This is a genomic window from Polyangium sorediatum (assembly GCF_029946465.1).
Taxonomy (GTDB): Bacteria; Myxococcota_A; Polyangia; order Polyangiales; family Polyangiaceae; genus Polyangium; species Polyangium fumosum.
In genome coordinates this window covers 475,198-487,675 of the sequence record NZ_JARZHI010000001.1, presented here as the reverse complement: position 1 = coordinate 487,675, position 12,478 = coordinate 475,198, and the positions used below count along the sequence as shown (strand labels likewise).

7 protein-coding genes are annotated in these 12,478 nt (G+C 68.4%); 1 reads left to right on the top strand and 6 read right to left on the bottom strand.

Annotated elements, in window-relative coordinates:
* The first annotated feature begins 176 nt into the window (after positions 1-176).
* On the top strand, positions 177-668 hold the full coding sequence (locus QHF89_RS02005) for a cytochrome c oxidase assembly factor Coa1 family protein (protein ID WP_136965373.1): 492 nt from the start codon (positions 177-179) through the stop codon (positions 666-668).
* A gap of 9 nt (positions 669-677) precedes the next feature.
* On the opposite strand, the gene QHF89_RS02000 is transcribed toward QHF89_RS02005, so the two are convergent.
* The 6 genes from QHF89_RS02000 to QHF89_RS01975 all read right to left on the bottom strand — a co-directional run bounded on the left by QHF89_RS02000 (position 678) and on the right by QHF89_RS01975 (position 10,492).
* Entirely contained in the window at positions 678-1,070 is a 393-nt protein-coding gene (locus QHF89_RS02000) for a DUF4150 domain-containing protein (RefSeq protein WP_136927428.1), read from the bottom strand.
* A gap of 4 nt (positions 1,071-1,074) precedes the next feature.
* Positions 1,075-1,737, bottom strand: coding sequence for a DUF3540 domain-containing protein (locus QHF89_RS01995; protein ID WP_136965372.1), 663 nt, complete (start codon positions 1,735-1,737; stop codon positions 1,075-1,077).
* Positions 1,738-1,751: 14 nt separating this feature from the next.
* Complete coding sequence (locus tag QHF89_RS01990) at positions 1,752-2,798, bottom strand: pentapeptide repeat-containing protein (RefSeq protein ID WP_136965371.1); 1,047 nt, start codon at positions 2,796-2,798, stop codon at positions 1,752-1,754.
* The gene (locus QHF89_RS01985; protein WP_284719921.1) at positions 2,795-5,434 is read right to left on the bottom strand and encodes a DUF2169 domain-containing protein; all 2,640 of its coding nucleotides are present in this window, start codon (positions 5,432-5,434) and stop codon (positions 2,795-2,797) included. Before QHF89_RS01985 ends, QHF89_RS01990 begins: the two co-directional genes overlap by 4 nt.
* Positions 5,431-7,833: a type VI secretion system Vgr family protein gene (locus QHF89_RS01980; protein ID WP_136965369.1), complete on the bottom strand. Its 2,403-nt coding sequence runs from the start codon at positions 7,831-7,833 to the stop codon at positions 5,431-5,433. Before QHF89_RS01980 ends, QHF89_RS01985 begins: the two co-directional genes overlap by 4 nt.
* A 70-nt stretch (positions 7,834-7,903) precedes the next feature.
* Positions 7,904-10,492, bottom strand: coding sequence for a VWA domain-containing protein (locus tag QHF89_RS01975; RefSeq protein WP_136965368.1), 2,589 nt, complete (start codon positions 10,490-10,492; stop codon positions 7,904-7,906).
* Between the last annotated feature and the right edge of the window lie 1,986 nt (positions 10,493-12,478).

The window sequence follows — 12,478 nt, the reverse complement described above, 5'->3', positions numbered from 1 at the left end:
GCGGGTGCTGCATTCGATTGTGGCCGAGCGCTGCGGACGTCAACGCTCGGTGGATTCGATCATTACGGGATCCACCCTGGAATGGCAACGAAATTGACCCTCTGGATGGGACAGAGAATGTCCGGTCCAGGGGCGCACGTCGAGGGCGCTTGACACGACTCGGTTACGCGCCTTTCATGAACGGCATGCAGCCTGTCCGCCAGCCTGCGAAGTCGTCTGCCGGCAAAGTCATGGTCACCCTGGGCGTGGTCCTTTTCTTCGCGCTCGTCCTGTCCTCGTGCGTGGGCAAGCACCTCTGGACGGTCTCGGCGCCGCCGATCACCCGGACGGTCGAGCTCCTGGAGAAGGAGCCGGCCGTGGCGGCGGCGCTCGGGAGCCCGGTCTCGGTCTCGATGGCCGTGACGAAGACCCTCCGTCGCGACTTCATCCGCGCGATGCAGGGTCAGGACAACGTGACGGTGCTCGCGAAAGCATCGGGCCCGAAGGGCGAGGCCTGGTTCCGGCTCAGCGCGGCGAACCACGACGGCCAGGGCTGGGCGGGCACGTTCTCGGTGACGACGGAAGGGCGGCAGGTCCTCGAAGGCGGCTCGTACAAGGCCGAAGGCACGGGCACCCTGATCGAGGGTGATTTCGCGCGCGACGGCACCCCGCGCGTCAAGAAGCCCTGATCCCGCGCCTCACGGCGCGAGGAGCAGCACCTTCGGCTGGCTCGGCACGATCCGCATGCCGGGGCAATTCGTCGAATTCTGCAGGGCCATGCTCGTCATGCGCGTCGCCGGCATACCGCCGACGAGCACACGAAATGCGGCCGTCAAGTGCCGCGCCGGCCCCATCACCGTCCCCGACGCCACGCCCATCGCCACGCCGGCGTTGTCGCCGTTCGTCATGGGAATACACGTGGTCATGTTGTGCGAGGGCGTGCACGTGAAGAGGACCTTGTAACAGGCCGATACGGCCATCACCCCGACGGCGATGTTCGGATAAGGGACCGGCGCGGGCGCGGGCATGGGCGTGAGGCACACGTCCGGAAACCCGAGATCCATTCCCATCATCTGCGTATTCGCGAACATGGCATCACCCCAGGTGGATCTGCTCGCCGTCGACCTTCACGAGCTCCTTCGCCATCACGATCGCGTGCTCGGCGCGCATGCTCAGGGTGCGCTTGGCCGCGTGGTCGATGCTCTCGGCGCGGAGATTGTCCTGCTCGGTCACGACCCGATAGACGCGCTTCGCCTTCTGGAAGATCCGATCCGCGATCGAATCGAGCGCCTCGGCCACGACCTTCACCACGCCGACCTCGGCATGCACCGCGGAGCTGAAGACGCCGAGGCGCTCGGCGGACACCGCGGTGTCGGCCGCTTGGATCGTGGCCCGCCCGGCGATCAGGCTGATCTCCTGCTCGGTCACGATCTCCACGCCCTCGCGCGAGAGCACGCGGACCTTGCCAGAAGGCGCCTCGATCGAGGCATCCCCTTCCAAGACGATCCGCGAACTCGCCTCGGCGTCCCGTTCGAGCACCGCGAGCACGTATGCCGCGCCGCTCTCCAGAAGCACGACGAGCACGGCGTCGCCCGCCGCTGGCGCGAGCAAGCAGCTCGCGGCGCGCCGCGCGAGGAGAATGTCGTCGGCGACCTCGACCCGGATGAGCTCTCCCTCGATGGCGTGCACCGTCCCGACCTCCTGGACGGCGCGACCTCGGGGGGATTTGGCTCGCTTTCGTTGCGGCTCGATATGCATGACAAACCACTCCTTCAGCTTGGAACGAAGCTCTCCGCCTTTGCGAGCTCACGATCGTCACCCAGCGCGAGCGCACGATCGGTGAAAATGGCCTGGGTCTCCACCGTGCGGTGGAACTTGGCCCGGAACAGGGTCGCGCCGGAGAAGTCGGCCTTCGACACATCGGCGTTCGAGAAATCGGCGTACGTGAGGTCCGCGGCAGGCAGGAGTGCTCCCACGCAGCGCGCGCGGTGGAAGTTGCACTGCCCGAGCTTCGCCTTCGCGAAGTTTGCCCCGGAGAGATCCGCGTCGGCGAAGACCGCCTGATGAAAATCACCGCGGCGCGACCGCGCGGAGACGAGCTTCGCCTCCACGAAGAGCGCGTTCTTCGCGTTCACGTCGTCGAGGTTCGCACCCGAGAGATCGGCGCCCTTGAAATTCGCCTGCACGAGGTACGCGCCCGAGAGATCGGTCCCGCGGAGATCACACTCCATGAGCTGCGTCAGGCCAAGCTCCACGCCGGCGAGCGACATCCCCGCGAGGTTCGAGCCGACCAGCACGGCCGTCTCGAAGCGCGCCTTTTCCAGGACGACCTTGCGCAGATCCGTCTTGAGCACGGCCGTTTGTTTGAGCGCGCTGCGCGTGAACCGCAGCCCCGAAAGGTCACACGCGACCAGGGCCGACCGGTCGAGCACGACGTCCACGAAGCTCGCGCCTTCGAGCTTCCCTTCGAGGAGGTTCGTATTGTGCACCTTCGTGCGCTCGAACTTCGCGCCCGCGAGGTTGCATTTGTTGAAATTCGCGAACGAGAGATTCGTGTCCTCGAACGACACGCCTTCGAGGTTGCACTCCACGAACGACGCGTGACGCGCGTCCACGCCCGCGAGGTTCACGCCCCGCAGATCACTGCGATGCACGATGACCTCGCGCAGGTTCGCCCCCGCGAGGTTCGCCCCGGAAAACTTGCTCTCCTCGGCGATGAGGCCCCCGATGGACGCGCCCCGCAGGTCGAGCCCCGAGAAATCCAGCCGATTGAGAACCTCTCCGCGCCCGACGAGGCGCTCGAGCTCTTCCTTGTTCACGCGCCGCCCTCCCGTGAAAAGCGCACCTGGATGACGTTCGCCGCATCGAAGCTCGTCTTGTCGTCGCCCTTCATCCGCGCGAGATCGGCCCGGAACAGGCTCGCCCCGCGGAAATCGGCCCCGGCCACCTTGGCCTTTTGCATGACGGCGTGCATCAGATCCGCCCCTCGCAACGTCGCCTTGTCGAGGTTCGTCCGCACCCAGCGCGAATCGCGGGCGCGAATCCGATCGAGCTTCGCGCCCCGCAGATCACACTCACTGAGGTCACCCCGATCGATCTTGGCCTCCGTGAGATCCGCCTCGACGAGCGACGTCCCGCGCAAGTTCGCCTCGACGAACGTGGCTCCCTTGAACGACGCGCCCGAAAAGTCGCTCTCCTCGACGAACCGAGCATTGTCGAGCGCCGCCTTCTCCAGGTTCGCGCCCTTCGCCTTGCAACGCAAAAACACGGCCGAGACGAGCTTCGCCCCCGAAAGCCGCGCTCCCGAGAGATCACATTCGAGGAACGTCACGCCCGAGAGATCTGCCTCGGAGAAGTCCACCGCGGCGAGCTTCGCCTCGAGCAGCCGCGCGCCCGCGAGCGTGGCCCGCCGCAACACGACGTCGCCGAAGCTCGCCTCGTGGAGCGACGCGTCCGAAAGATCCGCGCCCGAGAAATCCGCGCCCGCGAGGTCGGCCTTGTCCAGCGTGGCTTGCGCGAGCGCGGCCTTGCCGAACTTCGCGCCCGTGAGCGTGGCCGATCCGAGGTTCGTCTCGACGAGCTGCGCCTCTTCCAGATCGGCCCCGGTGAGGTCTGCCCGCGCGAGCACCGCGCCGCCGAGCCTGGCTTTTCGCAGCACGGTCCCCCGGAGGTTCGCGTTTTCGAGCATGGCGCCTTCGAGGTCCATGCCCGAGAGATCCATTCCTTCGAGCGACGCGCCCGTGAGATCCCGCCCCGCGAGCGATTGCCCCGTCGCCCGCGCTTCGAGCACGACCGCACGCGCACGCGCCATTGGCTCGCCGGCGAGCGCGCCTGCCGGCGGGAAGTGATGGGCGAACCGCTGGTACATCTCCCGCAATTTCTGCTCGGTGAACCGGAGCTTCTTCTCGAACTCGGGATCCACGAGGTACGCCTCGAACGACTCGTTCGGCGTCCCCTCGGCGCGATAGCGGGTCGCGAGGGCCCGGAGCTCGGCGAGCTGCGCATCCGCCGAGAACTTCGGCGGCCCGGCCGCCTCCGCTTGGGCCTTGCGCATCTGCTCGTCGTAATCGAGCCCGGCCGCCTCACACCGCGCGCGCACGTTCGCGAGGGCCTCCTCCCGCTGCTTCTTCACCTGCTCGCGGGCCTTCTCCATTTCCTTTTCCATCTGCTCGACGTGCTCGGCCATGTCGTCGACGTCGGGCAGCGGGGCCTCGGGCGGCAGTGCCTTCGGCACGTTCGCGTTTTTCTTGCTGTCGGGAAAATCGTCGAGGCCCTCCTCCACCGCGGCGAGCCGCGCCTCCATGCCGGCGCGCAGGTTTTTCGAGACGAGCCGCTCGGTCGTCGTCCCGGGCAACCCCACCTCGTCCGCGCGAAACGCCGCGTACGACGCGCCGATGGGCAAAAGCTCGCGGTCGCGCAGCGCGTGCAAATGCCCCTTCTCCTTGTCGATGCGGCGCGCGAAGACCTCCTGGTAATACGCAGAGGAGCGCTTCTGATCCTTCGCGTCGAGCGCGCCGAGGAAATGGAGCACGTCCTTCGCGTCGTCCTCCGCGATCCGCACGACCCCGCGAAAGATCAGGATCCCGAGCAGCGCGCCGGGCAAGAGGTGCACCGTCTCCATGCGCAACGGCACCTCGACCCATTCCTCTCCGCTGGCCTTCCGCTGGGTGAGGAACGCGCGGCCCACGACCTCGGGGACGCGGGAGACGATCCGCGCCCGCTCGGGGTGCACGTTCTCCAGCTCGATCGCCTCACCGCCCGAGAAAAACCCTTCGATGCGTTGATCGGGCGGGGCGACGTTGAAGAAGCTCCAGTCGAAATCGCTCGGCATCCCGGGCGCCTCGTTGTCGAGCCACTTCTTGTCGTACGTGCCCGAGTTCGCCCACCGCTCCGGCAAGGTGAGGTCAGCGGGACCAAACGTCGCCGGCTCGGGCCGATCCCCGGGCGCCTTCACGAGCCGCTTCGGGTTCTCCACGTTCGGCAGAAAATGCACTTCGCCGCCGCCCTCGGCCTTCTCCGGCGCAACTCCTCGGCCCACGGGGTTTTTCGTGAACCCCTTGCCGCCGAACGACCTCGACCACGTCAGCGGCATCTCGGTGAATGGCGCGGGTTGCGAGGGCACGCCGAGCTTCCAGGAGCGATCCCCGAACACGGCGAGCCGCTTGTCGACGGAGCCGACCTTGAGCCGCACCGGACAAACCGGCGCCGGACCGCCGGGCGGATACGCTTTTCCGCTGAGCAACACCTCGCCGTTCGGCTTGGGCCGGCACACATCGAGGGGCACGTTCGGGCCGAGCTCCTTCGTGATGGAGAGCCAGAGCGCGGCCTCGGGGACGAGCGAGGCCTCCTCGTCGAGCGTGAAGCCCGCGAGGAGCGAGACGACGAAATGGGGTTCGCGGCGCGCCTCGAACACGCCCGTCATGACGCCGAGGCGCAGGGGTTTGATCGTCTTCATGCGAGCATGAAAATGCCGACCTGGGTGATCGTCACGCTCTGCTGGATGAGCGTGATGCTCACCGAGCCGAGCTCGGCCTCTTTCTTGACGATCTTGCCCTTCTTGAGCTCGAACTCGGCGACCTTGTCGACGAGCGACAACGTCGCGCCGAACCGGACCTCCGCGGCGAGGACGCCCTCGATCTTGCCGCCCACGAGCGACTCCACCTTCAGGCCGACGATGTTCTCGTTCTTGAGCCCGAGATAGGTCTCCGACTGCGAGCCCTTCACGCTCACCTCGCAGCCGAGCACCTCCCATTTCCACTCGGACTTGCTCTTCACGTCGACCTTGTTGGCCTCGATCAGGATGTCCTTCGTGGCTTTGATCTCCATCCCCTGGGGCGTATCCACGTTGACGCCGGCATCTCCGTGGATGTGCATGAGCCCCTTGCTCAGGAGGTCCATCTTCGCGGTGGTCGACTCGACCTTGACCAATCCCTCGCTCAGGATCTCGGTCTTGCCCTTCGTATCGAACTTCGTGTTGTTCGTCGTGACGGTGACCGTGTAATCGCCCTTCGTCGTCGTCGACATCGTGTTCGCGGGCACGCGCGTCGTCCACGGCCCTTCCGTCACGGTGAGCGAGTAGCTGCCGTGGTTCGCCGTCATGCTGATGCTCTGGTTCGCCGTGATCCCGATGCATCCGGCCCCGGTCGGGCCATACCCGACGCCCACGCCGAGCCCCATCCCGCCCCGGATGTACGATTTCCAGTCGGTCGCCACATCAACCGTCCAGGTCCCGCCGCCCATGAGGCCCACGTCCAGATCGAAGTTCCTCCCGAAATCGAGCAGCGTGTTGTCGTCCGTCCGCAGGATGACCTCGTGACCGTCGTTCGGCGAGCCCATCCGCAGGTACGAGTTCGAATACGGCGTCGACAACGTCACGCGCTGCTGCCCGGCGAGATCCTCGAGCTCCAGCCGGTTCCTGCCGCCCGTCTGAATGACGTTTTTCGTGTGGTTGCCGCTCGTCACCGGGCTCGGCGTGAGCGCGTTCGGCACGACGCCGCTGATCACCGGACGATCCGGGTCGCCGCCGAGGAACGTGAACACCACCTCGGTCCCCTTGCGCAGCGGGAAATGAAACCCCTCGATACCGCCGCCGTGCGGCTGCATCATGCGCACGTACGTCGAGGCGTTGCCCTGCTTCAGGTTGCTCTCGTCGTACTTGAACTTGACGAGGTAGCGCCCCTGATCGTCGATCTGCGCGTATTCGCTGTCGGCCGCGCCGTCGATGACCCCGTTCTCCACGCCGAAGATGCGCGGCCACGGCGTGCGGGATTCGGGCCTGAACTGCGTATCGGCGGGGATGGCGTCGACCTCGACGAAGTACACCTCGTCGTGCTCGATCTCCATCAGCTCTTTCCACTGCGTATGCCCCGCGGCCTGGTTGCCGTGGTGGTGCACCTCGATCGCCAGGTACTTCTTGTTGAACGAGGCCTTCGGGTGCTCGTCGAGCTCGAAGGTGTAGCCGCTCCGCAGGTGCGAGCGCGTCCCCATCGCCCGGAAGACCACCTCGCGCGCGAGCATCTCTTCGGCGCGGATCTGCGCGAGCCGCTTGCCGTCGCTCGGCGAGAAGAACCGGGCGCCGTAGACCGTCACCTCCGCCGTCCCGTGTTGCGAGACGTTCGCCTGCCCCGACACGTCGAGGTTCGGCTTGGCGTAATCGTAGTCCTTCAGCTTGACCACGGCCGGCAGCGAGGCGTGGCGCGCCCGGAACGTGCGGAACGAGGGGCCCGCGCTGCGATCCATGCCCGTCTGCGGGAAATACCGCACCGGCGCGCCGAGCGGCTCCTCGGGGTAGGACTCCGCGTCGCAGAGGATGAGCTTCTCGCCGTTCTCCGAGTGCTCGAAATAGTAATAAATGCCCTCGCGCTCCATCCACCGCGAGATGAACGCGAGATCGCTCTCGTGGTACTGGCAGACGTGGTCTTCCTTGGCGTACCCCGAAAGCCGGATCTCGAAGTCGTCCGAGGTGAAGCCATTGTCTTCGAGGATCGCCTGGAGGATCTCGGGCACGCTCTTCTTCGTGAAGATGCGCGAGTGGCGCGAGAGCCCCAGCGTCCAGAGGCGCGGCACGATCACGGCGCGGATGAGCGATCGGCCCCCGTAGCTGTGCAGATGCTCCAGGCTGCCGAGGATCCCCGCAAAGATGTAGGGCGGCAGCTTGTCGTCCGCGCGGTCGATCACGAGCCGCGCCTTGCCGCCGATGCCGTCCGCGAGATCGATTTCCTCGCCATCGGCCTCCTCGACCACGACCATGACCTCGAACTCGTAGGGCCGCGAGATGCCCTCCACGCCTCGAAACGTGGCGACGCGACTGTTCTCGGGAAGTGCGCTCGATTCCAGGGTGATAAGGTCTGCCATACGCTCGGGCGGGAGGATAGGTCACCCCCGAGCCGCATGAAAAGGGAAAACCCGCCGCCCGATGGATGCTCTAGAACACGCGTCGTGTGCCCATCACGGCCGCGTGCACCGCCTGCATCGCCTGCGCGACAGCGCCCGCCTCGTCCCGCATCACCGCGAACCACCGCGCCGGCGTGAGCATCGAGTCCGGCAGGAGCCGCTCCAGCAAATCGATCGCTTCGGCCCGCCGCGAGAGATCGGATCCGCCGAAATCGGCCACCACCTCGGCGATCGTCGAGAGCACGACGATCACGGCCTCGCAATCGGACGAGCGGCCCGTGGGGGCATTCTCGCCGATCTCGGCCGCCGGCGCTGGAAACCACCGCAGGAATCGCCCTTCGAGCGCGCGCCGATCCTTTTCGACCACCTCGCGCAGCGCCCGCGACCCCTCCCCCTTCGCGGCCGTGTCCGCTGCGACCCCGAGCGCCGCCTCCGCGCGCGCCGCCTCTGCGCTCGCGTCCGCCTCCGCCGCGAGCGCTTCGATCGCCGCCGCGCTTCGTTTCTCCGCGAGCGCTCCGAGCTCGTCCACGAGCCCGCCGAGCTCGGCCCGGAGCCGCGCCGCCCGCACCTCGACCGAAAGGTCCTTCTCGTCCGGCGGACCTTCCACGTGGATCTTCGGCCCCGTGAAGAGCTTGCCCTCGCAGATCTCGACGAGCGCGTCGTCGTCGAGGAAATGATAAAAAGCCCGCTCCCCGCGCGCCCGCTGCCGCGCGACGAGCGCCCGCAGCGCCTCGTTCTCCTCCCCGAGCGCGACCACGCTCACGGCGATCGGCACATCGCCGACCTTCTCCCGCGCCGCCTGGATCACCTCCTCGCGCACCACGGCGTCGCCGTCGGTCACGAGCACGATCTGCGCCCGCGCGAGGTCCGGATCTTCCTCCTTCGCCGCCCGGATCTGCTCGAAGCTCGACAGAAGCGCATTCTCGATGTCCGTGCCGCCCTTGCGCACGGTGCCGACCACATCGGCCATCGCAGCGATCGCTTCCTTCCCATTGCCGATCCGCGTGATCGGCCCGATCTTCTTCGTGAAGTATCGATAATGCAGCGTGAGGCGTGTCGACCGATCTCCCTCGGCGAAACGCCTCACCAGCATGCCGAGCTCCGCGAGCAGGATCGCGTCCCGCACCCGCGCGCGCGCGCCCTTCTTGCCGTCTTCCAGCATCGAGCTCGACCCGTCGAGCACGTAGATACGCGCCTCGCCCACGAGGCGCGTCCGCGTCCGCTTCTTGACCTCCTGCTCGACGTACCGCCGCGCGAGCAGCCGCCCCTCGGCGAGCGCGAGCAAGACCGTGCGTGGATCCTCGATGACCGCGTGCGGGACATCCGTCATGTCGCGCGCGGGCATGAGCAAAAGATCCTGCGTCGGGTGGCGGACGAGGCGCGCGCGCGTCTCGACCTCGGTCACGCGCACGGGCGCGAGCGGGACGCCGACGTCGACCGTGCCGTCGATCGCGCAAAGCGCCGCGTGCGTCTCGGCCTCGTTCTCGGGCGCGAGCCATTGCAAGGCGAGCAGGCGGTATTTTTTATCCTCGTCGCTCTCGCGCTTCGGCGCCTTCTCCTGCACGCGGCGCGCCTTCACGTACCCTTCCGCGATCGCGGTCATCGCCGCGCCGCCGAACATCTCCTCGCTCGATCGACGCAAGCCGCGCAGTTTGTCCCCTTCCAGATCCTCGCCCTCGCCGTCGCCGAGCTTCTGGCGCGCGCGCGACGACGCGGCGGAGAGCGCCTCGTCGCCGGCCGCGAGCGAAGCGCCGTCGAGCGCGACGAGCGCCGCGTGCAGCCTCTGCCGTTCGCCCCGCGCGAGCGCGTCCTTCGCCTGGTGCAAGAGCCCGCGGTGCGCCGAGAGCCCCGCGGCTTCGAGCCGATCGATCCGCGCGATCTCCATGGCGAGGTGCCGCCTGCGCACCTCCACGCCCTCCTTGCCGAGCGGCAGCGCCGCGGACGCGTCGAGCAAGAGCTTGCGCGCCGCTTCGAGCAGGCGGCGTTTGCGCGAGAGAAACTCCGTCTCGCCCCGCGCCGCGTCGAGCAGGTGATCGATCGCGAGCAGCTCGACCTCGACGAGGCGCTCCTCCTCGGCCGAAAGGGGTGTTTCGAAAAAGCTCTCGGCCGCTGCGGCGGCCTCCGCGGCGGCCGCCTCGCCTTTCCCGGCCGCGTCGGGTTTGCCCTTTTCGCCCGTTCCCCCGGGCGTGCGGGGCGTGATCGCGAGCGGCGGCGCGATCCGCACCGGATCGATCGCGGCGGCGACGCGGCGCGCGGCCTCGTTTTTCTGATCCCTCGCGGCGCGCGCCGCCCGCACCGTGACCTCGTAGAGCCGGCGCACCCACGCAGCGTGCGCGAGCGGCACCCGCCCGTGCACCACGAGCGTTCGTTCGAGCGCGATCACGTTGTCTTCGAGCTCGCGCACGGCGCCCTTGAGCAGCTCCTCCGGCACGGGTTTGCCCCCGGGCGCGCGCAGCGCGTCGAGCAGCGCCGCGACGCGGGCCGTGCGCAAAGGCGGGCGATACCCGAGCGCCCGAAGCAAAGGCCGCGCGAGACGCACGAGCGGGGCGCGCACGTCGTGCGGCCGCGCCGTGAGCTGCTCGATACGCTCGCCGAACGACGAGAGCGCTTTCTCCGTCATGCGTTCCCGGTCCGCAGCGCTTGCGCCCACGCGGCATCCGAGCGCTGCCGGAAGAGCTCGGTCACGGCCGTGCGTGTCCTCGCGTCGAGCGCATCGATGCGGTGGCGCACGGCGTCGACCTCGGCCGCATGCGCCGGAAACACCTCGGCGATGTTCCGCGCTTCGAGGGCAAACCGCGTCAGTGCCCCCTCGTCCCACAGAAGATCAAAAAACCGCGATTGCACGATCGCGCGCAGGCTCGCCTCTGCGCCGTCCGCGTGGTTTTCGAGGTCGCGCCAGAATCGTTCGAGGTAATCGAGCGACCGCCCGATCCGCGCGAGATCCCCGGCGACGACCCGCCCGCGCACCGCCTCCGGCAGCTTGCCGCACGCGGCCGCGATCGCCGCCGCCGCCTCCGCGGGCGAGGGCGCTTCCCGCACGCCCTCGGCGGCGACGACGAGCGCGATCTCGGCGAGCGTGTAGGCCGAGGAGACACGCCGCTCGGTCCCGCGGAGGCGGCGATACCCATCGTAATCGTGGGTTTTTCCTTCGCCGACATTCGGCGCCACGTCCCCGCGCAGGAGCGCCTCGGCCGACCAGCCGAGGAACGCCTCGGCGGCGATCGCCCGCGCGAGCCCCGCCCTCCCGAGCACGGCGACGAGCGCCTCGACCTCGCGCACCAGCGCGGCGCGGTCGCGCGCGTCGAAGCCCTTGAACACCACCTCGATCAGCGCGCCGAGCCGCGGCCCCGTGACCTTCTCCTTCAGCGACGAGGGCGCGCCGCGCACGCCCGCGAGGCGCGTCGCCATCGCGTCGAGCCGATCGAGCTCGGGCGCGATCGCCGCGAGCACCTCGGCGAGCCTGCGCGAGGGCGCGCTCTTCAAGGCGCTCGTGACCACGCTGCGCAGCGAGATGTCGAGCAGGATCGTGATGTCGTCCTCGGCCGCGGCCACCGCGCGCTGCCAGGCTTTTTCCTCGCCGGTCTCGTGCACCGCGCCCTGGCCGAGCAGCTCGCGCCGCAGCTCGTAGAGCGATTCGAGCGCCTCGATCCGCGCGCGCGCCCTCTTTTGCGCCTCGGTGCCGTCGTCGATGATCGACGCGACGAGATCCGTCGAGGAGGCGCCGGCCGCATGCCCCGCGGCCTCGTCGACCATCACGAGCGCCCGACCGCGCAGCCACCGCGCGACGGCGCGTGTCCCGGCCGTGCCGTCCTCGATCTCGGCGGCGAGCCGCGACAGATCCCTCACGACCTCGCCGATCGGCCGCGTCTCTCCGCCCGCGGCCGCGTCGATCCCGCGGCGCAACACGAGCGCCGTCAGCGCCCCGGTCGCGTCCTTCACGAGCGCGCCCGCGTGCGCCGCGTCGATCGAGCCCGCGCGCGCCTGCGCCCCGAGCTCGCGCATGGCGACGAGCAAGCGCGTCGCGTCTTTCGAGGCGATGGCTTGCTCGACCATCACGCGTGGCTTGTCCTCGGGCGGCGGCGGCTCGGATTTGCGCTTCTTCTTTTTGCCCGCGTCCGCCGACACCGTCACGGCGTCGGGCCGCGGCGTATCGACCGCGGCGGGCCGGGGTTTTACGTGAATGGGCGGCATCTGCGCGAGGCATGATTCGAAGATCGAGCGCTCCGTGCGCACGATCCCGAGCTGCCGCCGCTCGTTCGGATCACTCTCGCGGCCGATCAGCGCCTCGGTCTGATCCGGCGTGGGGCCCGAGAGCAAGAGGTGCAACCGCAGCCATTTGAAATCGGAAGGCAGCACCTCGAGCGATCGCTTGGGATTGTGCAGGATACGATCCGCGACCACGGCCGCCCGGAGCACGCGGCCCGAACGAACGGCCGTGCGCGTGGAGATGTAGCGCGTCGGCACGAACGCCGGATCGGCGCGCACGGCGGCGTTGAGCTCGCGATCGAAACGTTCGAGCAGGGTCGCGAGGCCGTCGCAGACCGGATCGGAGACGTAGACCTCGTCGACGAGGTGCTGCAAAGCGTCGAGGTCCTGGACGCTCAGC

What these genes read in the sequence shown, in the direction of transcription:
- QHF89_RS02005 (WP_136965373.1), top strand. Translation starts at nt 177, where the DNA reads ATGAACGGCATGCAGCCTGTCCGCCAGCCTGCGAAGTCGTCTGCCGGC.
- QHF89_RS02000 (WP_136927428.1), bottom strand. Translation starts at nt 1,070, where the DNA reads ATGTTCGCGAATACGCAGATGATGGGAATGGATCTCGGGTTTCCGGAC.
- QHF89_RS01995 (WP_136965372.1), bottom strand. Translation starts at nt 1,737, where the DNA reads ATGCATATCGAGCCGCAACGAAAGCGAGCCAAATCCCCCCGAGGTCGC.
- QHF89_RS01985 (WP_284719921.1), bottom strand. Translation starts at nt 5,434, where the DNA reads ATGAAGACGATCAAACCCCTGCGCCTCGGCGTCATGACGGGCGTGTTC.
- QHF89_RS01980 (WP_136965369.1), bottom strand. Translation starts at nt 7,833, where the DNA reads ATGGCAGACCTTATCACCCTGGAATCGAGCGCACTTCCCGAGAACAGT.
- QHF89_RS01975 (WP_136965368.1), bottom strand. Translation starts at nt 10,492, where the DNA reads ATGACGGAGAAAGCGCTCTCGTCGTTCGGCGAGCGTATCGAGCAGCTC.